Origin of the sequence: Bacillus thuringiensis, assembly GCF_001595725.1 — a bacterium.
GTDB lineage: Bacteria > Bacillota > Bacilli > Bacillales > Bacillaceae_G > Bacillus_A > Bacillus_A thuringiensis_K.
The window spans coordinates 354,964-378,948 of sequence record NZ_CP014283.1; the positions used below are offsets into that span (position 1 = coordinate 354,964).

A 23,985-nucleotide genomic window follows, 5' to 3' on the forward strand; every position below is an offset into this window, starting at 1 on the left:
TTTAATAAAAAGATCCTATAAAAATATAGCGCTCTTAAAAAGTTTTGTTACAAATTTATTATGTTTGACTTAAAAAAGGAACGTAATATTTATTTGTAGAAAATTTTAAGAGTAAAAATAGAATGACTATCTGTGATAAGAAATGGGGGGACTTTTATGCTAACAAATGATTTAGATTTCCGATTAGAACCACGTTTAAAAGAACTGTATGAACAACATAAAATAAGAGCGCAGAAGATAGACTGGGGTTATCATGAGTTTTTACCATGGGATAAGGGAATGGACTTTAAAAGAGTTCCTTGGGATGAAAGTCAAGTTACTCTTCCTTCTGGTGTAATTACAGCCATTGAAACAGCTTTATTAACAGAAGTGAATTTACCATGGTTTACAACGTATTTATCTGTGACTTTTAAAGGGTCCCTTTCTGTTATTACAGACTTTATTCATACTTGGACCTCAGAAGAGGATCAACATTCGAATTTATTGGAGACATATTTACTACTCACTCGAAGTGTGAACCCTAAACGTATACATGAATTAAGAAAGTCAGTCGTTGAGGGTGGATTTGAGCCTGATTTTCATACACCAATCGAAGCCATGACGTATACGACGCTACAAGAACTTGCAACGATGGTGTTTTACAATAATGTTGCTAAGGTTGCAAGTAAGCATGATCCAGATCTTGCTACATTATTACGCCGTCTTGCAAAAGATGAAACTCTTCATTATGCGTTTTATCGAGACGTTATTCGAATACATTTAGAATTGGAACCAAATTATTGCTATCATATTGCCAATGTGATTAAGAATTTTAAAATGCCAGGTGCCGTCATGCCTGATTTTGAAAATAGAATGGCTGTGATTGCAAAAGAAGCGAACTATGGACCACTACAATATTTTGATCAAGTACTTGATGTAGTGATTGAATATTGGCGGTTAAAAGCCTTACGACCAATTGCACCTTTAGCTGAAAAAGCAAGAATTGAGATTTTGGAGTACCACACAAGATTGAAAAAAATAAGGGATCGATTTGGTCGTTTTCAAGGGGGAAAATGATCTACGTTAATGAGTAGAGGTTTCAGAATATGCGAGGGGAAATTCCCTTTCCCTTTATGGGAAATCTGACACACTCCCTATGTTTTTTGTGCTATTTTTATTCGATTTGATATTTAAAGAAAAAGTAATTGACAACAAAAATAATTTTATGATATTATGAAATATTTGATAAAAAATCACATATATGGTAACCTTAAGAAGGTTACCATATATGGAGGTGGATTATATGTTTCAAATTGGCGATAACATTGTTTATCCAATGCACGGAGCAGGTATAATTGAAGCCATAGAAGAAAAAGAATTCTCAGGAAAAAAACAACAGTATTTTGTCATAAAAATGTCGATCAGTAAGATGCAAGTCATGATTCCTACGGGTAAAATAGTGAATTCGAATATACGCCCAGTTACTGATATACTTGCATTAAAGCACATTATACACATTTTTCACCATGAAGAATCCTGTAAATTACTGCCGTGGAAACAAAGGCATAAAGTGAACACGGACAAAATAAAAACGGGTGAAATACAAGAAGGTGCTGAAGTTGTACGGGATTTAATGCGTATGAAGAAAGAAAAAGCACTCAATACAAGCGAAAAAAAATTGCTGGATGATGCATATAGATTTTTGGTCAGTGAACTAGAATTAATTAAAGGAATCACTGAAAATCAAATAAAAAGTTTCTGTTAAGGTTCATTATAAATAATGTATTATATCCTCTGAAAACATTCTAAATTTTTCGGGAATATGATGAGTATTAAAAGCAAATCATTTCAAAGACATTCAATTTCTTCAACTCACTTTTAGAGTAGGAACCTCTTTTGTTATTACTTCAATCTAATCCATTTTTATTATAAAATTTTTTTACGAACGTTCGAAGTTTCATCAAATAACTCGATTAAATAGTCACTTGATTTTTGCAATCCTGATTCACACTGGCACGGACAAGGAGCCGTAAGGATGAAAGAGAGGTAGGGCTTTCATTGTTTTAGGTAATATACTATCTAAGTCATTATTTCTAGAAGAAAAAACAATCAATCTCACTGCTATCTTTAAGAGTTCCTTACATCTACTGAGACAGTGAATAGTAATTATTTATCTTCTTTACGTAAAATTGATAAACGAACTGGTAACACCATATGGTCAACTACAAAAATGGTTTCCAGACCAGGAAACCATTTTTAATTTCATTTACATAACAATAGTAAATTAAGCAGTAAGAAGGAGTGCACACATGAAAAAAATGTTAACAAAAGAATTGAGTAATGAATTAAAGAAGCGGGAAGGGATCATTTCTATTAAAGTTGAGCCTTATGAAAAAATCGAAGTTGGTGGAATTCGTGTAGATGGACCAGCTGTGATTCTAATTAATCAAGAATAGCTAAAAATAGTTGCATGCAAGAGGAAAGGATCTGCCTTTAAGAGGAAGGAGGGTCCTTTTTGTTTGCTGCAAATTTTATTTAATGTGTTGGGCTTAAAAGGAAGGAGAGGGTCGGGATTATCATGGTGGAAAGCTTAATATTGATAGGATTTCTTTTTACGTTATATAAGTTAGTTGAAAAAAAAAGAAACTAATTCATATAACGATATATTGTTTCCTTTATAAGGGCAAGACTTATTTGAAAGTGATATGGATAATTTAAAGGAGGAATTTAGATGGATGCAAGGAAAGAACGCATTAAATGCGAAAAAATGTCAAAGTATTATGATCGTATTTATTCAGTTTCGTTTATCCTATTAATTATACTTGTTTGTAGTAGTGTGATAATCATAGGAGCTACAGGAGGAAAATATGGAGTGTTTTTATTGTTAGCAATTTTACTTAATGCACGTATTACGAAAGAATCTCAAAAAAAGTATGAGCACTATTCTAATAAAGGGCGTATTTAAATTCATACATATCTAAAAGGAACAACCTAGATGTACAATCAAAATATTCATATATCATCACCTATTAACTAGTAAAAGTAACTTCATTTAAATAATTTTTAGGAAGTCAGAAATAGAAACAGTACCTTATTAAAATGTTATTTCCGTTCCTATAATGAATTATCCTTCTAGCATATTTATAAGATTTATATCCTATATTAGGAGAAAGAATACAAATTAGAAAGGAGACTTATAGAATGAGTTATTCGGAAGGAAATGACTTGAGTGAACAATATACGGTAAGTACATCTAATCCCTACGTATACCAGACATTACAATCAGTAATTGGTAAATATGTGGTTATTGAAACTGTAAGAGGTAATGTAAGGGGACAGTTAAAAGATGTGAAACCAGATCATTTGCTCATTGAAGATACGGCGCCATATATTGTACGCATTCAACAAATTGTATGGATTATGCCAAAGCAATAATCAAATTTATAAAAAATTAATGTCATAGTCCACCAAGTAAAAACACAGGGTTTTATTTCTGTGTTTCTTCAAATTTCCGTTTTTGAATATATGCTTGAGCATGAATAAGTTCTTCCTGAAGCTCTTTTAATTCTTTTATAGATTCGGATTCAATAGCCATGTAAGTAGTAACTAAACTAATCATCATATCCATCTTCTCTACTATATTTTGAATGATTTGTTCAGATTGCTCTTTTTTAGGATGTTGTATTGCTATTAATACATTTTCTATATAATTGTTCTTTCTTTGCTGGATATCATAAATAAACTGTTTTGTGTTTGAATTCATTTGCCATTCCTCCATTTTGGATATACTTCTATCCTATCATATTTTAATGGAAAATATTAGATTACCCTGAATATACACCTGTCTCGCACATCTCCCTAAATATACAAACTAATCCCTTAACGTAAAGGAAGATAAGCAAAACACTTCAATTTTGTGCCTGAAAGTACAATTTTCTTTTTTTATGTGGTGCCCTTGTTGCAAAGTAGAGCTGCAGCATCGCTCTATCAAATGGGCCGTTCTTACTTACAACGTTCATCGGTCAAAGGGAGTATTGCAAATGATTTTGGTGAAGAATTCAATTATACTTGGAATGAAATTAAGAAATTGGTGAAAAGAGTGGTTCTAAACGGAGTCACTCTTTTGTTGTATAATTTTTGACTCTTAATAGATTAAATGTATTGTAAAGAAGAACAAAGTGATAGTGAACGCAATAAATTTATACCATTTTGCTTAGGAGGTGTAACTGTGAAAACTATAGAAATTGAAATAGTTAGATCCAGGAGTCGTCAGAATTTAAAAAAGGACTTAGATAAAGTTGTAAAAAAGTTTCGTTCAAAAGGTTTAGAGGTTGTAGTACACTATCGAACACAAGCAATTGTAAATGGAATTGAATATTCAGCTTCAATCATTGGATGTAAATCAGAATGATTGAAGCTGAACGAATAAAAGAAGGATTAGAAGAGACTAAAACTAGAAAAAGAAAAACTTTCAATTACACTACGTATATATGATAGTAACAAATATTCCATCAAAAAGAAAAAACGGAAATAATTAGAATGTAACAAACCTCTTTTTATTGAGCTATTAACAAACGAAAACTTGAAGAAAAACAAAAGTAAAAACACTTTGTGTTTCTTCAAGTTATATTATTTCATTGAAATACACTATCTAATTTCTGGAACGACTTTTCTTTTTGCTTATCTTTACAGAAAAAAGATTGCATACCAAAGTGATATTAGACTGGTGCATCCAACTACAAAGAATACATATTTTAAAAATTTCATAAGACTCCTATTAATCACTCTTATGGGAATTACAATCGTGGTAATCTATTTATATTTTTATGGTTTCGGTTTATGAATATAAACTAAAATCATATCCAAGTATAAGAGACAATGGTTCACCTGGGAAGTATGCGTATTATGGTGGGAATGGGACACAGGTGGTCTTTTTGGAGAAGCTAAATGTGTTTATAATAAAACTGATGAATCGGATAATAAATAATATATAAAGGCTTTATCTTTTCTATAGGAAGATGAGGCTTTTTTATGCATAAAGAAAAGACACCCAAAGGTGCCTTCCTGCGACTTGAACCACTTTAATTTTAATAACATTATTTTACAACCGCAAATATATCTTTAATCTTTCATATGATATTTTATTATTTTTTTCAGTTAATTGCATGTAACTGGTGAAAAATAGGCTATGTCTTGTAAATGCCTTTTCTCCATACCCACTCAATAGGACCATAGCGGAAATATTTACTCCAAATTTTGCTGAATAGTATTTGTACAAAGATAATTAAAAGCCCGAAGATACATAGTTGCCAGTAATATACATGTGAGACATCTTTAAAATATAACGAAAGTATGACAAGAGTTAGTATACATTGGCTAATGTAATTCGTTAAAGCATACTTGCCTACGTTCATAAAGGGGTGCAGACATTTTATATATTTTTTATTCTCACAAACTCTAAGTAGAGTACAAATATAGAATATAGCTAGTGCTTTCCCTCCAAATAGAGTCCATAGTTGTACATCGATAGAGTAATAGATATCCGTTTTTATAAAGTAGTAGATAATAGGATAAGAGAGAAGACATGAAATGCATAACGAACTCCACTGTAAAAATCTAATTTTCTTTATTAATTCCGGTACCCTTTTAAAAATATTTTTCTTACCAGCCCATAAGCCGATTAAAAATAATCCTATATATTCTGGAATTCCAATTAGTAGTTGTTGGGGCTCCTCTATCATCAGAAAAAACAAACGTGCTTTTACTTGATATAAATAATGTGTAAATAGATTTACCGTGTGGTTGGTAGTGTTGCCTGTAAAAATATATTGATAGTAAGTTGGTACTTCAGGAATAGAAGAACTTGCTCGTGAAAATACAATAACATGTAATACATAACTAACCGTTAGGAAACTACAACCAGCTATAAAAATAAGCTGAGTAGATCGCTTATAAAAGAACAATAGAATAAATCCAGCTATAGCATACGCATGTAGAATATCTCCAAACCATAGAAAGGTGAAGTGGAGTAAACCGAAGACTAGTAAAATACACAGTCTCCGGGTAAATAACTTATACATAGGATATCCTTTTGCTTCTGTATTTTTCATAAAGATATAAAATCCTACTCCAAATAAGAATGCGAAAATAGTGTAGAACTTTGCTTGTATAAACAAATCTACTAAAAATCGAATCGCTTTATCTGTACCGGTGTAACCTGCTTGATTAAAGGGATCTAGTCCTGTCATAGTGGGTAGATTCGCAAAAAGGATACATAGTATGGCGATACCTCTTAGTATGTCTAAAGAATGAATACGGGCGTTTTGTTGCATGTTAATTCTCCTTTCTTACAAAGAAAAACGAGCACTAAACTAGCTAGCACTCGAATTACGTCTTGCAAAGAAACCATCATATGTAGCAGCTGAAACGGCTCCTTCTAGACGTTCAACTTCTTCACCTCTGTTATAAGCTACGACAATTGGAGTACCTGGAATGTCGAACTCTTGAAAGGCACTTTGATTTTCTGGTGTAGAGATATCAATACGATAGATGGTTCTATCATGCTTTTTTGACATACGATTGATATTCGGTGCAGCTTTTTTACAAAAATGACAGGTTGGTTGATAGTAATACGCAATGAACTCTTCATGGGATTGTATTTTTTGCTTTAATTCTTCTTTTGAAATATCTTTTATATTTTCAGGTGATCCTTTTACATCTGCAGCAGATACAATTGTTTTTTCTGGTGTTATAGTTTCTGTTTTGACTGATTCATCTTTAGTTAAAGTAAAGATTGCGATACAAGCAACGCATAAAGTTGTGATAACTGCTCCAATTTTGTAGACTTTTTTCATAGTAAATTCCTCCTTAAAATAAAAAAAGGACAAACCTCGCCCGAGTTATCAGGGCGTAAGGTTTGTCCTTCACGCTACGTACAATAGTGTATAAACAATGAAAACAAATTTTCTATCTATATAATACCATAAAATTCATATAGAATGCTATAAGGATTTTAAAGGAAAAGGAATAACTTAGTTTGTATAATTTCATGTACCAAATTGTATACAAAAATTATAAACACCGTAATAAGGGGATTCTCTGTGTTGTATCCAATTGTTGGGTGTTTTTGCTCCCTCGAAAAGGGGGAATAAGAAAAGTACCCAATTTCAAGAATGGGTACTTTTTTTAAGGTATATTCATATTCCTTAACTCATCTATAAAACGTATTACTTTTCATTCTTACTTTAAGAAACATTCGACTCATTTTCTTTATTTTATATTTTCTTTGAATTCTATAGTTGCAACAACTTGGGCATGATCAGATTGTGTTTTATTTTCAATATCATCACATTTTAAATGATGGTCGAGTAATTTATATGCGCTTACTCGACCAAGGTGCTGTTCGTTTTTCCCATTAAGTACATTAGATACAAAAATATAGTCAAATACGTTTCCTAATTTTTTATAATAATGTGTGGGCAATCTTTTTTGTCCACTTTGATTTGGAGCTAAGTCAAAAGCATCGTAAAGTTTATAATTATATACAATCTTTTGTTCGTCATCATCAATTGGTTTACCGTTGATTTTTAAAAGCCTTTCCCTATTAGTTAATGCTTCTATGGGAATAGAGTGTTCATCATCGTTTAAATCACCAAGCAAGATAACTGGAACTTCTTTATGAGTGTGTAGGGTTTCAGATATCTCATGATATAAGACCGCTGCTTCTGCTCCTCGTTGTAGTAATGATATTATATGTCCTATCGACCTTGCTCGTAAAGTAGCTAATATCTTATTATCCAATGCATCATCAGGATTTAAATGTAAATCTCTAACTGCTGGGTTTTTGGATTTCAAATGCGAAACATAAAAAATAATATCACCAGAACCATCAATATGTATCGTAGCCTTTATTGGAATACGACTGAATTTAAAATCTGCATTAACAGGTATTTCCTCCATAATGGAATCTGGTACTTTAACAGGATTTACTGAAATTATTGGATATTTTGACGCTATTGCAACTACAGGTTTTATAAATACTAATGGATTATCTATATCTGTAACAGGGGTTTCTACTGTTTCAAAATGAATAAACCCTAATTCCTCAACTAAGCTTTTCAAAATAGCTGAGCTAAATACTTCTTGAAAACCAATAACATCGCATTTCATTTTTAATATTTGTTCTTTAATCCATTCCTTCTTCATCAACCATTCAGCATCTGAATATTTGTTACCAGGCTCATACCATTTGAAAGGAGGTTCAGCAAATTGGTATAAGTTAAACGTTCCACAGCGAATCTGCACAGTGTTTCTCCTTCTTTCTATATGTATTATACAGAATACCAATTAAGTTAAAATAAGCGGATGTTTCGTCATGAATGGCAAACAATAACCTTTATATGTTTATTACACATAATGAAATAAATCTTAAGAGATATTTTACTATAAATTAGATTATCTCCTAATTAGCAATGTATTATGCAATCCATTGCTAAGAAAAGGAGCTGAATACATAAGAGTAACCAATTCTAATTATTTTTCTCCATAATTTTAAGAGAACTGTTTCATTAAAATGTCTATATTAATTTTGAAATAATGATAATCTCTTTTTTCTTAATTTGGAGAGAATCAGTGAGATTTTATTTATATGTGATACAACATAAAAGTTAATTGAAATAACCTGAAGTGTCGTTATAGAACCATTTCAATGATAAAGATTGAAAATTGTATCTAAGCTAATCAATGAGGTAACAAACAAGTACTAGCTAGTTCAATTGAATACTAATTAAAAAAAGAAAAAACACATATATTGGTATTTTTGGAAAGGAGGATAGATTAGATGTCAATGAACGATAATTTAGAGGATGAACATAATAGAATGAATCTTTCTGGATTCCAATTTAATGGAGAAATGAAATTTGTACTTCTTAAAGTTGCAGATGTCTTAATTCCCCTACAAAAATGGATTAACTCTAAACCGTCTCCTAATCAGGTACCGGACACAGAGGAATACCTTCCTTGGAGACACGGTAAAGGCCCCTTAAATTCAGAAAAATTTAATCTGATTCAATTTTTGGAGGGTTTACTACGTGAGACCTCGTTTGACTTGTCACTGATGAACCGTTGGAAGAGGCTTCAACAAGCTCCTTTCTCTGCAACTCCAATTCAACATCCTAAATCATGGAGAAAAGCCCGTGGTTTAGAAGAAGATGCAATCTTCGGTATTACAGAGTCTAGAGGCGTACTTCTTGATAAAGATAAAAACCCTATTATACGTTCTGAATTTTATCAAAAAGGGACATCTTTGCTTCTTAAAGCCGCTCAATTTAGTATCCCAGAGACGTCTGGTGGCTGGGAAAAGTTCGTAGCATTGCTTGTAAATAATTCTCATCCCTCTTGGTCTCCTCTGGAATTTCCAACATCTGTTTCATTCTTATTTCAGTTTACGCGTGATATTTTGTATCGCATGATGGGAATGCGTAATACCGCTGAAGAACCATGGTCAACAGCATTACTGGTTGAGCTTGATGAAACTCGTAGAGTTGGAAATCATTTTACAAGTTACGATACAGAGGAAGCTGTGAAACTGTTTGAGAATGTATTGGCTAAATATAGTAACCTACAGGAGGAAAATGAATAAAAGTTGCTGATTTTGTAGTCATTGGCACAGGAGGTGGAGGAGGTACTCTTGCATGGATGCTTGCACGTGCTGGATATAGTGTTGTTGTTCTTGAGCAAGGTGCTGATTGGGCTGAGGCCCTTCCTGAAGGTGAAAAGCAGTTTGATCAGGTATTTCATGATGAGTATCGCTTTGGTTTAGAGAAACCTCTTCCGGTAAGGCGGCCTAGAGGAGATTATAGTACATTCCGTAAAGATGATAAATCGGTGGCCAAACCATTTGAAGGAGGCTGGACGGCAACTGATATGGGGGGAGGATCACTCCTTTGGGGATGTTGGGGTATTCGACCATTACCAGTAGATCTGAGATTACAATCACTTTTTAAAGAACTTGGTCAAAGTGACAAGATTAGTGAATGGGGCTATTCTGTAGCAGATTGGCCTATTAGTTACAACGAACTTGAGCCAGTTCTAAATATAGCTGAAGCCATCTTATCAGTCGGCGGTGACCATCAGGGTATCAATAAGTCCATCAAGGAATCTCCATGGTTCAAAGCCTTTTCGGCAGAGACTAGCATGAACACATGGAGAAATACACTACCTTCGACGCCATTTCCGTCAAAAGAATACCCTCAAAGGCCAATTGGCTCCTTTTTCTTTAAGGCAATGAATGCAATAGGGATGAATCCCACAATGATACCATCGGCTATGGTCAATCCTGATATTAAGGAGTACTGTACCCAGGATATGATTGACAAGATGATTAAAAATTGGGGGGATAATCCAAAACCAGAATTCTGGAATCAATCTCCTAAAGAGATATGGTCTGATACTGTTCGTGATGCATGTAACATATGTGGATTTTGTGGAGAATATGTTTGCTGGGGTTCACGTCAGCCAAAATATGGAACTCTTTCTACAACACTTCATGAGTTGCGAAATTTACGTGAAGTTGCAGAAATTCGACCGGATTCAAAAGTTTAAGAATTTTTTTATGATCAACGTCTCCGTAGAGCAACAGGGGTTCGTTATCTTGATGTTTCTGATCCCAACAATCCAAAAGATATGTTCCAACAAGCTCATAATGTGGTGTTATGTGCCGGAGCTGTTCAAAGCGCAAGAATTCTACTTATGTCGGGACCACCAGGAGGGCTTGGTAATGGAAACGGACTTGTTGGTAGAAATGCTATGTTCCATACGTTTGGCTTAGGCAGTAGGTTCACCCTACCAGAACAGTTTACTGGATTTCTCCACAGCGAGTTTGGTCATACAGGGACTGTTCTTAGTTTTAATGATTATTTTGTTTCTGATGAAATGGGAAATGGTGGAAATATTGAGCTGTGGCTGGGATTGCAAGAAAAAATCCTCTTGAAAATGCTGACGCTTATATAGGAGACAGAAAATATGGGCTTGATTTATTAAAAAACATGGAGCAGTATCCGCGTACTGTTGATTTACGGGTAACAGGTGATGATCTGCCTTATCCTTCTAATATGGTGGAAAGTTCTTCACAGAAACTTATTATGTGAAAATTGAAGGTCAAGGAACAAAAGAAAGAGACGCATTCAAATACACCTTAAAAGGATTTAAAGAAAATGGAGAAGAGAAAACAATCCAATTTGTTACAAATGATGATAAGCCAATTAAAGAAGGAACCTATTTAAAAATTACGGCAGATGAAGATAAAGATGCTAATAAAAAACACCTGATAAAATTTCATTAATTAACGGTTATGAAGAAGTTAAAAGTGAAGATGTACCAGAAAAAATAAAAGAGAAACTAAAATAAAGTGTGTATAGGGCCGTAAAATTAATTTCAGAATGGTATTTTATCATTTTGAATGCCCGATAGTACCAATTTAATTTTAAAAGACTAATAGTCAAGTAAGAGCCGATTCCCCTTATCATATAGGAAATCGGCTCTTACTTTATCCAATTTTACTTAACGTACGAAATTCGCGTTTTGTTGGTGCTACCCCATCGCTATCAAGCTAATATTTTATAGTACCCCAAAAACGAAAAATCTATCCGTTATTGTCTATTGATAATGATGCGTTATGTTAACTTTACATGTATAGAACATACATTTTTTAATTAATAAAGACACTGGTACAGGAGACAGATTCTTTCTTACATTTAATATACTAAATGCAAAAAAGGAGCTTGATTATTTATGCCATCAAAAAAAAGAAATTGTTTTAATCCTTGCGAATTTCCTTATTCATTATTTCCTTGTGCATTTCCTTGTGCAGTTCCAGAGCCTATAAAACCAATAGACCCTACTAAATTTGATTATATCGTGATTGGTGCCGGAACTGCCGGAGGGGTAATCGCCAAAGAATTAACGGATGACAAAAGTACTTCTGTACTAGTGCTAGAAGCAGGAACAAATATGACGAATGAGCTAAGTAACCCTAGCGTTATTGCGGCCATTAATACAACTCGAGGTAACAGGTTTAGCTTTAATGTTACTTCTGAATTAGAATCGACTATTGCACGTACACTTATTGCAACAAATGGTCGCGCCATAGGGGGAAGTTCAGAAATTAGTGACATGTACGCCGTACGTGGGAGTAAAGAGTTGTATAACCAGTGGGCAAGTCTTGTTGGTAATCAATGGAGTTACGACAAGATTAGCTCCTTATTTGTAAAAAATGAAACCTATACAGGATCGACACAAGACCCTGATGAACGAGGATCACAAGGGCCAATCTTTATTAGGCAACAGAGTATTCCCCCTAATGGATTAATCAATACGTTAGTTCAAGCAACAAACACTGTATTGGGAACGCCGATTGCTGTGGACTATAATACCGGCATAAGGGATTGTACATTTTATAAATCGCAAATTATTCAAAAAGAAATTAGCCCCGGTCAATTTGTCCGATCCTCAACGGCAACAGGTTATTTAAATGACCATATTGTCAGTCAAGGAAACCAGTTCCATCCAGATGAATTTGGAGTTGATGGAAGAAAGTTAGTTATTTTAGCTAAAACAACCGTTAACAAAATTTTATTTAAGAAAAAAAATGGACTGAACATTGCGGTTGGTGTTGAATTTGTCAAGGATGGTGTTTCACATAGAAGGTTTGCAAGAAAAGGCATTATCGTCTCTGCAGGATTTTTTTCCTCAGTCATTCTACAACGTTCAGGAATCGGTAAATCGGATGATTTGGCTAAAGCAGGTATACCAACATTTATAGAGAGTCCAAATGTGGGTCACAATCTTCAAACTCATGGTTATGTTGGATTAGGAGTTGAAATAGATACCTCTCAAATTCTTCCGATATTTTTTGCTGATCCCAACTTTCCACTTATCTTAGGTGCTTTCCAAGCAGAGAATCCAATGAATCTACTAGAAAGTCGTCGTCTCCAACTGATAGGGGCTCCTATCCCATTTTTTATCCCTGCTCCGGATGTGATCAGCAATGGTTGGAGTTTAGATTTAACTTTCCAAACTACTCCAAGTATCATGAGTTTTGGTATTGTAGACGTGAATACAAAAAGCAGGGGTACAGTGCTAGTGGAACATAGCGATCCAGAGGCTTATCCATCTCTTAACTTCAATCCGTTGGAAGATCCCAATGATCTAACGTATATGGTCGATCAATATAAGAGAATTTATAATATTATTGTAGAGGCTAGAGATCCACTGAAATACCCAAATAACGGAATCGGGAAAGTTGTATATCCTCCCGAAAGTATATTCCAGCTACCTGACAATGATCCCAACAAACAACAGCAGCTTGAGAATTATGTCAAAGCCTCTTACACGAACTTCTCTTTAGGCGGTCAGTGTCGGATGGGACAGACGATTCAAGGAGGGGTTGTCGATGGATTCCTCAATGTGTTTGGTACCAAAAATCTTAAGGTTGCCGATTTGTCCATTTCGCCTATTATTCCAGATGGTCAGCCGTCCGCCGCTGCTCAGATGATCGGACTAAATGCGGTACGGTTTATAAAAGAGGACCCCTCTCCATATGTAATGACAGATAAGGAACTTGAAGATTACGAAAATGAGATTAAAAAAATATAAATTAAATATTTATTCATTGGTTTTATTCTTATTTTTTGATCTAAAGATTGCGTTTTGGTTAGAATGCGGCTTGCCTTGTGGGGACGAACCCCATCGCTATCAAACTAATAAAAAGAAATATCTTCAAAATGAAAAAATACGTTATTCTTTCTATAGAATCATAGGAAAGGATGGCGTTTTTGTATGTCTATTTCTGTATCTGATGAATTACAACTATTTGCTCAAGAAATTCAAAACCTTTTATCCCCTAATACCTTACGAAATCTTGCCAGAAATGTTGGCTTTGTGCAACGAACCAGTAAGTACCAAGCAAAAGATTTAGTAGCTTTATGTGTATGGGTGAGCCAAAATATAGCTATGACTTCTTTAACTCAGTTATCTAGCTGTTTAGAAGCATCAACAGAAGTACTCATCAGTCCAGAGGGACTGAATCAACGGTTTAATAAGGCGGCTGTCCTACTTTTACAACACCTACTAGCCGAACTATTAAGAAAAAAATTGGCCGCATCTATGCCAATTTCTTCTCCATACACTTCTGTTTTCAAGCGTATTCGTATTTTAGATTCAACTGCATTTCAACTCCCGGATGTATTTTCATCGGTTTATCCAGGTGCAGGAGGATGCAGCCATACAGCTGGGATAAAAATTCAACTTGAGTATGATTTGTTAAGTGGACAGTTCCTACATATTCATACAGGTCCAGGTAAACAACATGATCGCACTTATGGCTCTCTGTGCGCTCCAACTGTGACGGCGAATGATTTATGTATCCGAGATTTAGGTTATTTTCATTTGAAAGATCTTCAACATATACAAGAGAAAAAGGATTATTATATTTCACGTATCAAATCGAATACACGCATTTATCAAAAAAATCCTAACCCTGATTATTTTCAAGACGGAAGAATTTAGAAAGGTACAGAGTATATACAGATAGATATGGAGACGTTAATGAACTCCCTTCAACCAGGACAAACATGTGAAATAGCTGATGCTTATGTAGGAATGATTGATAAAGTGCCAGCTCGTGTAATTGTTCATCGATTAACAAAACAACAGCAACAAAAACGATTACAAGATCAAGCTGTAAGAGAAAAAAAGAAAGGAATGAAGTATTCTCCTCGTAGTAAACGACTCAATGGAGGAAAAATCTCAAGCAAATGCTTACTGATTGTGAAAGATTGCGCTTATATCAAGATACCAAATACATTATGAGTGTCTACCTTAATAGAGATTATCTCATCGTATGATAATTTTCCACTTAATCTACCCGTATATTCCATTGAAATAATAGAACTATACGGGTGACCTTATTCTTGCCTCATTTTTTGAGAGCCTTATTCAGATACTCTAGTAATTAAAAATAATAATATTTAAAATTGATTAAATGACAAAAGGTTTTTGATTATCAAAAGTTGGATTACTCTTTCCAATATCAAGAAGGTTTGGAGATTGATCTGGCGGCATGGCTTCTAAAATTTTTCTGTGGAATTTTTGGTAGTTCCCTTCAAATGCCCCACTTCTCCATACTGATAATAAAGTTGCAGTGAATAATCCATTAAAAGCTCCATCTGCTGAAAGCTGATTGTCTTGGCAACCAGATATTAATTTAACCGAGCACTTTAATTCATTGTCATTTCTTTCATTAACTTGAGCCTTTCTTTCATGATAAATACTTCTATTTTTTTCAAAGGTTTTAGTTCTAATACCAAGCGGCATATATCGATAGGCTACATGTTTTACTGGATCAATATTGGAGAAATTATATAAAGCGTAATGTTGAGCTTTAGTTATTGATCCACTATGACAAGAATCTGATAAGACAACAATTCTTACATCTTCCTTAAAAAGATGCCAAAGTGCGTGAATTTCATCGTCTAGGAATTGACCATCATATAAACACCAAGTTTCGTCAAAACCGTCGGCTTCATCATTTTGTTGATCAGGAACACGCCCACCGTGTCCAGAATAAGAAAGGAAAAAAATATCTCCACTTTCTAAAGATGATGCTGCTTTTTTAACTTCATTAACAAAATTATCTATTGTAGCATTGGTTGTTAAGAGCGTAGAGGTATTATCATAACGTAATGATTTTGCAATTAACCCCATATCTTCAGCATCTGATTCACAGGCAACTAAGTCTCCACTCCATCCTGAATAATGTTGTGGATCAACTGAATTTAATCCAATATGTAACGAGAATCCTTTAGGCACTTTATTCGACCTCCAATTATTTGAAAATCCCATACGGATATCTTATCCATTATTATTGAAGATATTCAGCTAAAAGTGAATTTTATAAATCATAACGCTTAAGTTGTAATTTTTCATAGCCGTTCAGTTTTAAGCTGATTGTTTTTATAGATATGTGCTTTTATCAATTCTTTTACTCTCACTTACTATTTTATCAAGATTGTCATAATAAAGTCGTCTCTTTCGGGGAAGTTATGATTGTGATTGATCTATATACCAAATACAATACGGAGGTACTAAAGGTGAAAGCAAAGAGTAATGATTTATGTGAAACCAATCTAAATAGTGAAGAAATACGGACAGGGTTTATCCATTTACCATCCCCCAGAGAAGTAAAATACTCGGTCGTTGACGGTCTTGCCATCTTTGAAGGTGATATTGTTCTTGGAACTGTCGCAGAAATGGAAACCCGGTCTAAAACCAAGGGGGTCGGCATCACAGGTGACCAATTCCGCTGGCCAAACGGAGTTATACCTTTTAATATTGATTCAAGTCTTCCCAATCAGCAACGTGTAACTGATGCTATTTCTCATTGGGAAAATCGAACTTTCATAAGATTTGTGCGACGAACCACGGAAACCAACTATGTTACCTTCAGACCAAGCGACAGTTGTTCATCTCGCATAGGGATGCAAGGAGGGGAACAATTCATAAACCTTGGCAACGATTGCAGTACAGGAAATGTTATTCATGAAATTGGCCATACAGTGGGCTTGTTCCACGAACAAAGTCGAGAGGACCGAAATAACTTCGTTAGAATTAACTGGGCTAACATAGAGACTGGAAAGGAGGGTAACTTTAATCAAGAAATACCAGTATCCGATGACTATGGCCCATATGACTATGGTTCAATAATGCATTATGGTACACATTTCTTTTCAAAAAACAACTTACCAACAATCGAGCCTTTAACACCTGGGGTTACCATTGGGCAGAGAAATGGGCTTAGTGATGGTGACGTGGCTACTGTTAACATGATGTATGGCCGGATGACAGAGTCTCAAATAGCAACTGTGTCCCGATTTACTGATCACCTCGATGTATTTTAGATAGGAAAAAACGGAGAGGTGGCAAGTACCTGGTGGGATAAAAATTTAAATAATGGACGTTGGTTCAGTCCTTTTTCCATTGCTCCAGCTGGAAGTACAAGGGGATTTTCTGAATTAGCAAGAGAACAAAAAAAGTAAGTGTTAATGTTGATGAAGAGCTTTTAGATTTTGTAGTTGAAGACTTAACTATTCCATTTTGGCAGGGTAATGAAAACACACAATTAGATTTAAGAAAAGAATGAAACTTTCAATTTCCCGACTGAAAAAAGTAAATATATGATTATGGTTGACCTTCTTATCGAATAATTTAGTTACTCAATTATAGGGCGCTTTAATGGAGCAACGAAAAAAGCCCAATTTCTCAATTTTAATGAGAAATTGGGCTTTTTATATTTACTTATAGTGCAAAATAACGCTTAAAATAGGTGCAAAATAACTCCTAAAGTGATACCTATAGATTATAGGAAACATGTTATCTAGGTGTTTTTTCTTTGTCTCACCAAATGGGGTCAGACCACTATGATTCTACAGAAAGAATAACGTATTTTTTTCATTTTGAGGGTATTTCTTTTTATTAGCTGAATAGCGATGAGGTACCGTCACATCGCTATAGCTCTTCTAAACTTCTTGTTTACAATGATTTAAATGTATATTTTTGATAATAATTTTGTAGAAAGTACGCGATTTGCAATAAATTTAAAATTTGAATATAAATTAATAATATATACATTGGAACATCTTATTAAAGTTTGTATACAATAGAGTGTAATTAAAAATGTATTAATATGAAAATGGTATTTTTTTATACAAAAAGCCTAGTTTCTACTAGGCTTTTTGTTCAACCCGTTTATATTCTACACAATCCCTCCGAATTGAAGAATTATTCAAACTTTTACATTTTAACACTTTTTTGAAATTCAATATATGATGCTATGAACAATTACAACATAGTCTTAGTCGTTAAAAGAAAAACCACAGCGATTGCTGTGGTTTTTCTTATTAGAGACACTTCTGTCATTTCCAAAATCTTATACGTTTATTGTAATTAAACATTACCAAAAAACGCTGCAATTAAGAAATATGGCACCATTGAAGCATCAAAATTTTCATTTGAAAATTTTACGTTGTATTATATTTTAGTATTTTCTCACTTTCCGAAGCCGAGAAAACATCATCACTTCTGAAAGGACCCGAACTCCAGCGGGTTCTTTTGATTTACTTGAACTCATTTTCGAATTATTGTATTATATTTTCGGGTCTTACTTATATAAATCATTATCAGGAGAATCTGCATGTTTGCAGGTTCTTTTTTATTTTACTGAAAGTAATTTTTTTACCCATTTGCTTTATCTATTGTAAATAATTTTGAGTCCGATGGATCTCTTATTCTTGGCGTAAAATTAAATCCTAATAAATGGGTAAATCCGAAAATCTATTCTGTGTTACCGACTGTGTCTGTATACAACAATAGGACTTTACTTGGTGTAATAGGTATGATAGGCTCGTTATTCAGAAAAGATTCCGATTGAGAAAAGCACATCCATAAAGGGGGATTGGTAATCATGAGTGATAAAGTACTTATTGTGGAAGATGAACGCGAAATTGCCGATTTGGTTGAGCTATACTTGAAAAACGAGAATTATACGGTTTTCAAATACTATACCGCCAAAGAAGCGTTGGAATGTATAGACAAGAATGCGCTTGACCTTGCTATATTGGATATCATGCTTCCCGACGCAAGTGGTCTCACTATCTGTCAAAAAATAAGGGACAAGCACACTTATCCTATTATCATGTTGACGGCGAAAGATACGGAAGTAGATAAAATTACAGGGCTAACAATTGGCGCGGACGATTATATTACAAAGCCCTTTCGCCCACTAGAGTTAATTGCGCGAGTTAAGGCACAGTTACGCCGATATAAAAAATACAATGGAGTAACGGCACAGAACGAGAATGTTATCGTCCACGCTGGTCTTGTCATTAATATAAGCACGCATGAGTGTTCTTTGAACGAGAAGCCGTTATCTCTCACTCCCACCGAGTTTTCAATCCTGCGTATCCTCTGTGAAAACAAGGGAAATGTGGTTAGCTCTGAGCAGTTGTTTCATGAGATATGGGGTGACGAATATTTCAGCAAGAGTAATAACACTATCACCGTGCATATCCGACATCTGCGAGAAAAGATGAACGACATGGCTGATAATCCGAAGTATATAAAAACGGTATGGGGGATTGGCTATAAAATTGAAAAATAAAAATAAGAGTAAAAAAATCGATTATTCAAAATTAAAACGAAAACTCTACCAATATATCCTTACGATTGTCATGGCAGCAGTTGTATTTGTGCTGTTTTTGCGTCTATTTATCCAAGGAACACTTGGGGAGTGGATCGTACGTTTTTTGGAAAACAGTTATCATTTAGAGCGTTGGGACGCAATGATAATATATCAGTATACTATACGGAACAATATAGAAATTTTTATTTATGTGGCGGTTGCTATTAGTATTCTTATTCTATGCCGAGTTATGCTTTTAAAATTTGTAAAATACTTTGAAGAGATAAATACCGGTATTGATATACTTATTCAGAACGAAGATAAACAAATTGAGCTTTCTGAGGAAATGGAGTTCATGGAACAGAAGCTCAATACATTAAAGCGGACTCTTGAAAAGCGAGAGCATGATGCAAAGCTGGCTGAACAAAGAAAAAATGAAGTTGTTATGTACTTGGCACACGATATTAAAACGCCTCTTACATCAGTTATCGGTTATCTAATCCTGCTTGACGAGGCACCAGACATGCCGAGAGAGCAAAAGGCAAAATATGTGCATATCACGTTAGACAAAGCGTATCGTCTGGAACAGCTAATCGACGAGTTTTTTGAGATTACGCGATATAACCTTCAAACGATTACGCTCACGAAAAAGCACATAGACCTATACTATATGCTGGTGCAAATGACTGATGAATTTTATCCCCAGCTTGCCGCGAAGGGCAAACAGGTGGTACTCCATGCTTCTGAAGATTTGACCGTATTTGGTGACCCTGATAAGCTAGCGAGGGTCTTTAACAATATTTTGAAAAACGCCGCTGCATACAGCAAGGACGAAAGCGTTATTGACATTACTGCGAGCCTATCCGAAGATGTGGTATCCATCGTTTTCGAGAACGCCGGAAACATCCCGAAAGATAAACTCGCTACCATATTTGAAAAGTTTTACAGATTGGATGATGCCCGTTCTTCTGATACGGGCGGCGCGGGACTTGGATTGGCGATTGCAAAAGAAATCATTGTTCAGCATGGCGGGCAGATTTACGCGGAAAGTAATGATAACTCTACGACTTTCACGGTAGAACTTCCAGTCTTCCAAGACTCGGTTGATAAAGGGGATTCTTAGAAAATAATCATTGTTTCTTAAGAAATTCTTAAGGTTATCTCTACTTTTTCTTAGGAAATTAACAATTTAATATTAAAAAATGGCTCGTTCTTATGCGGTAGACTTAAACCAAAAGAACGAGCTTTTTTTATTTCGTCAAAGAAAGATATGATAACTTATGCGTGAATTAAAATAGCTCAAATGTTTAGAAAAAGAGTGACACAAATATTTCTTTTCCTTTTAGCGAATTGTGCCAAATGAGCAGTCTACTGTTTTGGATGTTCCTGCACACCACTGAACAGAGTATCCACATATAGATATAGCATCGCTTTGCAGAAAGTAATCGTTAAGAGTTTCATATCCGAAATCTTCATCGTTTGAATCAGCCTGACATTATCATCAAGTCATTTACTTAAGGAGGAAGCTGAAAATGAAGAAGTGGTGTTTTTTATTGTTATTTTTTTTCTTAGGTTTTGCTTTCATGAATAAAGCACTGTTTTTTCAGAATAAAGTAGAGATTCAAAAATACGATCAAAATCACAAAGATAACATAGATAACACAGGTACTACCTCAATTATCCAAAAGAAAGAGATTGTAAAAGAACAGATCTATCAAGGGAATCTGCTCTTAATTAACAGTAAATATCCTATTCGCCAAGGGAGTGTGAAATCAGATATCGTAAATTTATCTAAACATAATGAATTGATAAACGGATGCGGATTGCTTAATACGAATATTTATTTATCAAAAGAAATAGCAAAAAAATTTTCAGAGACGATTAATAATACTGTAAAGGAAGGTGTTAATCAATTTTTTATTAATAATGGTTATCGTGACTTTGATGAGCAAAGTGGACTTTACCATGAGATGGGGGCTGATTATGCCTTACCAGCAGGCTATAGTGAACATAATTCAGGTTTATCACTTGATGTAGGATCAGGCTTAACGAAAATGGACCGAGCACCTGAAGGAAAGTGGATAGAAAAAAATGCTTGGAAATACAGATTTATCTTACGCTATCCCTCGGATAAAACGGATGTTACAGGAATTCAATATGAACCTTGGCATATTCGCTATGTCGGTTTGCCTCACAGTGCGATTATGCAAGAAATGAATTTAGCCTTGGAAGAATACCTAGATTATTTAAAAGAAGAAGAGAGCATTTCAGCAAGTATTGATGGGGAAAATATACAATTTCATATTATCCCTTTTTTCAAAACAAGACAATTGACGTTGAAATACCAGTAAATGAATTTTGTGAAATATATGGAAATAATATAGATGGGGTGATTGTGACGACCCGTTCTTGAATTATATTTTAAAATGACAAAGTTATAGATTACAATGTAAAGTTAGGAGATTTTAAATGCATTCAGGAGTTTTGATTAATTATTTATATACTTATTTCTTTACTATTATTTTTTGTATAATGTTTCAAATTGGATCTTATTTTAAAACGAAAAAAAATATATCTATTCAGCATTTTCTATGGGTGTATGTTTTTCTATTCTACCTTTCACTAGTGTATAAGGTGACGGAGATAGGGACTATATGGGACATAGGTAGATACGAAACATTAATTCGTGCAAATCAAATTAACTTGATTCCATTTGCTTCTGAAGGTATGACTACTTATGTCTTAAACATTTTACTGTTTATGCCATTAGGTTTTTTATTGCCGACTATTTGGCCGCAGTTTAGAAGAATGAAAAGTACTGCCTATGCTGGATTCGGTTTTTCATTGGCTATTGAGTTAGGTCAATTGCTAGATAATAGAATTACAGATATTGATGATTTATCTATGAACACCCTGGGAGCAATTATTGGGTATTTATTATATAGAGTATTATTCAAAATGTTATATAAAAGAGATGAAAAAAAGATTGATAATAATATTTCTCTAGTAATAAAATACGAGGCTATTTTTTATTTGGTTTGCTCATTTGTAGGTATGATGTTAATTTATTATCCAGTTTTATTTAGACGGCCTCTAATCCTTCAATAAGGTGATTAAGATGCTGTCAGATAATTATATACATATAGTAAATTGATTCTTAAATAATAGGATATTACAAATACCCATTTATATTAAATTCTCATAGAAATCTTTCAAAACTACTCTTATTGAAGGGTGAGTGGCTATTGAATTGATTTATATTGTTCCCGTTTTATATCATAGTACCAGCCTTTAATTAACAATTATATCCATTGCGAAAAAATAAGATAGGCTTTAATATTTACCAGTATTTAAATGCTGAAAATTGTTTAAGGCATTTCAACCAAAATTTAAGAGGAGCATACAATGAACAAACTAAAAAGGTTATTGAAACGTAAAACGACTTGGATAATTCTTATCCTATTCGTATTTGTTTATGTAAATAACAGTTCTTTTTTTGCTAAGAGGGACGATGGAATTCCTCTTCTTCTTGCTCACCGAGGACTTTCGCAAACATTTAGCATGGAAGAGATTGAGAGTGATACATGTACAGCAGAACGTATAAATAAACCTGAACATTCTTATTTAGAAAATACAATTCCATCTATGGAAGCGGCATTTAAAGCTGGAGCTGATTTAGTAGAGTTTGATGTTCAACCAACTAAAGATAATAATTTTGTTATTTTTCATGACTGGACTCTTGATTGCCGTACTAATGGTAAAGGTGTTACAAGAGATTTTACAACAAAAGAATTACAAGCACTTGATATTGGTTACGGTTATACAGCTGATGGGGGTAAAACATTCCCGTTTCGTGGCAAAGGGATTAATCTTATGCCAACACTTGATGAAGTACTTACCCATTTTCCAGACCGTTCTTTTCTTATTCATATTAAAAGTGATGATGAAAATGAAGGAATTCAATTGGCTACTCACCTCAAGAAATTACCAGCGAAGCGCCTTGATCAACTAACTGTATATGGTGGCGATAAACCAATTGCTGCGATAAAAGAGCGCATCCCTAGTTTACGAACAATGTCAAAAGCGACCATGAAAAAAGATCTTATTACTTATATGGTATTAGGGTGGACTGGCTACATACCTTCAAGCCTGAAGCATGGAGAGTTACATATACCAGACAAAGTAGCACCTTGGCTTTGGGGATGGCCAAATCGTTTTCTTAATCGAATGGATAAAGCAGATACTCGAGTTATCGTTGTAGGAGGAAATGGGTTTGGATTTTCAAGTGGATTTGACTCATCTGAAGATATAAAACGCCTTCCTGACGATTATACAGGTGGAATTTGGACAAATCAAATTGATAAAATAGCACCTTTATTTAAGAAATAAGGGAAAATATAACAATCGAAGTTTTTCATCTGTTTAACCATCTATACTTTAAAAGAAGACTTATTATTAATGTTGAAGTTTTATATACTGAAAAATGCCCTTAATTTCCTATACATAATGGAAATCAGGGGTGTTTTTGGATAAGTGGGACTTATTTTATTTATATTCAAACAGAAGTACAACAACTATCAAAGAATAAACCGCTAGTTGTATAAACTGAGCTGATGCAGATAAGTAAATTTTTCGTTTGGGGGTACCTTCAAGATCTTAAGCTTGATGGTGATGGGGTAGCACCATCAAAACGCGAATTATGTAAATAAGCTGTCCATATGGACAGCTTATTTACATAATTCGCGTTATTGGAAGTTGATTAATATCAGTTT

At 34.2% G+C, this 23,985-nt stretch carries 21 protein-coding genes and 5 pseudogenes; 20 read left to right on the forward strand and 6 right to left on the reverse strand.

Annotation, left to right across the window (positions count from 1 at the left end):
• Positions 1-156: 156 nt before the first annotated feature.
• From AXW78_RS27690 to AXW78_RS27710, 5 genes are all read left to right on the forward strand, one after another.
• Positions 157-1,056 carry an acyl-ACP desaturase gene (locus tag AXW78_RS27690; protein WP_000957107.1) on the forward strand — a complete coding sequence of 300 codons (900 nt, stop codon included), beginning with the start codon at positions 157-159 and terminating at the stop codon, positions 1,054-1,056.
• Positions 1,057-1,282: 226 nt separating this feature from the next.
• Entirely contained in the window at positions 1,283-1,744 is a 462-nt protein-coding gene (locus AXW78_RS27695; RefSeq protein ID WP_000486303.1) for a CarD family transcriptional regulator, read from the forward strand.
• Positions 1,745-2,288: 544 nt separating this feature from the next.
• On the forward strand, positions 2,289-2,435 hold the full coding sequence (locus AXW78_RS27700; protein ID WP_000738545.1) for a BC1881 family protein: 147 nt from the start codon (positions 2,289-2,291) through the stop codon (positions 2,433-2,435).
• A 275-nt stretch (positions 2,436-2,710) separates the two neighbouring features.
• Positions 2,711-2,944: a hypothetical protein gene (locus tag AXW78_RS27705; RefSeq protein ID WP_000340025.1), complete on the forward strand. Its 234-nt coding sequence runs from the start codon at positions 2,711-2,713 to the stop codon at positions 2,942-2,944.
• A gap of 236 nt (positions 2,945-3,180) precedes the next feature.
• Positions 3,181-3,414 (forward strand): YuzF family protein, encoded by a 234-nt coding sequence (locus AXW78_RS27710; protein WP_000122228.1) that lies wholly within the window; start codon positions 3,181-3,183, stop codon positions 3,412-3,414.
• A 52-nt stretch (positions 3,415-3,466) separates the two neighbouring features.
• Here AXW78_RS27710 and AXW78_RS27715 read toward each other — a convergent pair whose 3' ends face one another.
• Positions 3,467-3,742, reverse strand: a complete 276-nt coding sequence (locus tag AXW78_RS27715; RefSeq protein ID WP_001087718.1) for a hypothetical protein — start codon at positions 3,740-3,742, stop codon at positions 3,467-3,469.
• A 192-nt stretch (positions 3,743-3,934) separates the two neighbouring features.
• On the opposite strand from AXW78_RS27715, the pseudogene AXW78_RS35015 reads away from it, so the two are divergent.
• Together AXW78_RS35015 and AXW78_RS27725 are read left to right on the forward strand one after the other, a co-directional pair.
• Positions 3,935-4,120: pseudogene (locus AXW78_RS35015) on the forward strand (hypothetical protein); the annotation flags it as partial.
• 87 nt (positions 4,121-4,207) lie between these two features.
• A complete protein-coding gene (locus tag AXW78_RS27725) occupies positions 4,208-4,390 on the forward strand; it encodes a hypothetical protein (RefSeq protein ID WP_000848330.1) in 183 nt (60 codons plus the stop codon).
• Between the two features lie 775 nt (positions 4,391-5,165).
• On the opposite strand, the gene AXW78_RS27730 is transcribed toward AXW78_RS27725, so the two are convergent.
• From AXW78_RS27730 to AXW78_RS27740, 3 genes are all read right to left on the reverse strand, one after another.
• Positions 5,166-6,311 carry a DUF418 domain-containing protein gene (locus tag AXW78_RS27730; RefSeq protein ID WP_001186859.1) on the reverse strand — a complete coding sequence of 382 codons (1,146 nt, stop codon included), beginning with the start codon at positions 6,309-6,311 and terminating at the stop codon, positions 5,166-5,168.
• Between the two features lie 39 nt (positions 6,312-6,350).
• Positions 6,351-6,833, reverse strand: coding sequence for a thioredoxin family protein (locus AXW78_RS27735; protein ID WP_000758626.1), 483 nt, complete (start codon positions 6,831-6,833; stop codon positions 6,351-6,353).
• 415 nt (positions 6,834-7,248) lie between these two features.
• On the reverse strand, positions 7,249-8,283 hold the full coding sequence (locus tag AXW78_RS27740) for an endonuclease/exonuclease/phosphatase family protein (protein ID WP_061884954.1): 1,035 nt from the start codon (positions 8,281-8,283) through the stop codon (positions 7,249-7,251).
• Positions 8,284-8,818: 535 nt separating this feature from the next.
• Between AXW78_RS27740 and AXW78_RS27745 the strand changes: the two genes are divergently transcribed.
• From AXW78_RS27745 to AXW78_RS27775, 7 genes and pseudogenes are all read left to right on the forward strand, one after another.
• Complete coding sequence (locus tag AXW78_RS27745; RefSeq protein ID WP_000062301.1) at positions 8,819-9,619, forward strand: hypothetical protein; 801 nt, start codon at positions 8,819-8,821, stop codon at positions 9,617-9,619.
• A 56-nt stretch (positions 9,620-9,675) separates the two neighbouring features.
• A complete protein-coding gene (locus AXW78_RS27750) occupies positions 9,676-10,581 on the forward strand; it encodes a hypothetical protein (RefSeq protein WP_000881002.1) in 906 nt (301 codons plus the stop codon).
• A 21-nt stretch (positions 10,582-10,602) separates the two neighbouring features.
• A pseudogene (locus AXW78_RS27755) lies at positions 10,603-10,989 on the forward strand (GMC family oxidoreductase N-terminal domain-containing protein); the annotation flags it as partial.
• Positions 10,938-11,126 carry a hypothetical protein gene (locus tag AXW78_RS27760; RefSeq protein ID WP_002164300.1) on the forward strand — a complete coding sequence of 63 codons (189 nt, stop codon included), beginning with the start codon at positions 10,938-10,940 and terminating at the stop codon, positions 11,124-11,126. The pseudogene AXW78_RS27755 and the gene AXW78_RS27760, both read left to right, overlap by 52 nt.
• Entirely contained in the window at positions 11,123-11,320 is a 198-nt protein-coding gene (locus AXW78_RS27765) for a DUF1093 domain-containing protein (RefSeq protein WP_000687528.1), read from the forward strand. Before AXW78_RS27760 ends, AXW78_RS27765 begins: the two co-directional genes overlap by 4 nt.
• 449 nt (positions 11,321-11,769) lie before the next feature.
• Positions 11,770-13,632: a GMC family oxidoreductase gene (locus tag AXW78_RS27770; RefSeq protein WP_001139450.1), complete on the forward strand. Its 1,863-nt coding sequence runs from the start codon at positions 11,770-11,772 to the stop codon at positions 13,630-13,632.
• Positions 13,633-13,815: 183 nt separating this feature from the next.
• Positions 13,816-14,775: pseudogene (locus AXW78_RS27775) on the forward strand (IS4 family transposase); the annotation flags it as partial.
• A gap of 240 nt (positions 14,776-15,015) precedes the next feature.
• Here the strand turns inward: AXW78_RS27775 and AXW78_RS27780 are convergent.
• Positions 15,016-15,846, reverse strand: a complete 831-nt coding sequence (locus AXW78_RS27780) for a caspase family protein (RefSeq protein WP_001123886.1) — start codon at positions 15,844-15,846, stop codon at positions 15,016-15,018.
• A 281-nt stretch (positions 15,847-16,127) separates the two neighbouring features.
• On the opposite strand from AXW78_RS27780, the gene AXW78_RS27785 reads away from it, so the two are divergent.
• Positions 16,128-16,934: a M12 family metallopeptidase gene (locus AXW78_RS27785; protein ID WP_000645007.1), complete on the forward strand. Its 807-nt coding sequence runs from the start codon at positions 16,128-16,130 to the stop codon at positions 16,932-16,934.
• 1,357 nt (positions 16,935-18,291) lie between these two features.
• Here the strand turns inward: AXW78_RS27785 and AXW78_RS35800 are convergent.
• Positions 18,292-18,396: pseudogene (locus AXW78_RS35800) on the reverse strand (Tn3 family transposase); the annotation flags it as partial.
• Between the two features lie 100 nt (positions 18,397-18,496).
• Between AXW78_RS35800 and vanR-A the strand changes: the two are divergent.
• From vanR-A to AXW78_RS27810, 5 genes and pseudogenes are all read left to right on the forward strand, one after another.
• The gene (vanR-A, locus tag AXW78_RS27790) at positions 18,497-19,192 is read left to right on the forward strand and encodes a vancomycin resistance response regulator transcription factor VanR-A (RefSeq protein ID WP_001281105.1); all 696 of its coding nucleotides are present in this window, start codon (positions 18,497-18,499) and stop codon (positions 19,190-19,192) included.
• Positions 19,170-20,336: a vancomycin resistance histidine kinase VanS gene (gene vanS, locus AXW78_RS27795; RefSeq protein WP_033703270.1), complete on the forward strand. Its 1,167-nt coding sequence runs from the start codon at positions 19,170-19,172 to the stop codon at positions 20,334-20,336. The genes vanR-A and vanS overlap by 23 nt, the downstream gene beginning before the upstream one ends.
• A gap of 409 nt (positions 20,337-20,745) precedes the next feature.
• Positions 20,746-21,626: pseudogene (gene vanY / locus AXW78_RS27800) on the forward strand (VanY-A/VanY-F/VanY-M family D-Ala-D-Ala carboxypeptidase).
• A 56-nt stretch (positions 21,627-21,682) separates the two neighbouring features.
• Positions 21,683-22,321, forward strand: coding sequence for a VanZ family protein (locus AXW78_RS27805; RefSeq protein WP_000555588.1), 639 nt, complete (start codon positions 21,683-21,685; stop codon positions 22,319-22,321).
• Between the two features lie 297 nt (positions 22,322-22,618).
• On the forward strand, positions 22,619-23,602 hold the full coding sequence (locus AXW78_RS27810; RefSeq protein ID WP_046945652.1) for a glycerophosphodiester phosphodiesterase family protein: 984 nt from the start codon (positions 22,619-22,621) through the stop codon (positions 23,600-23,602).
• The last annotated feature ends 383 nt before the right edge of the window (positions 23,603-23,985 follow it).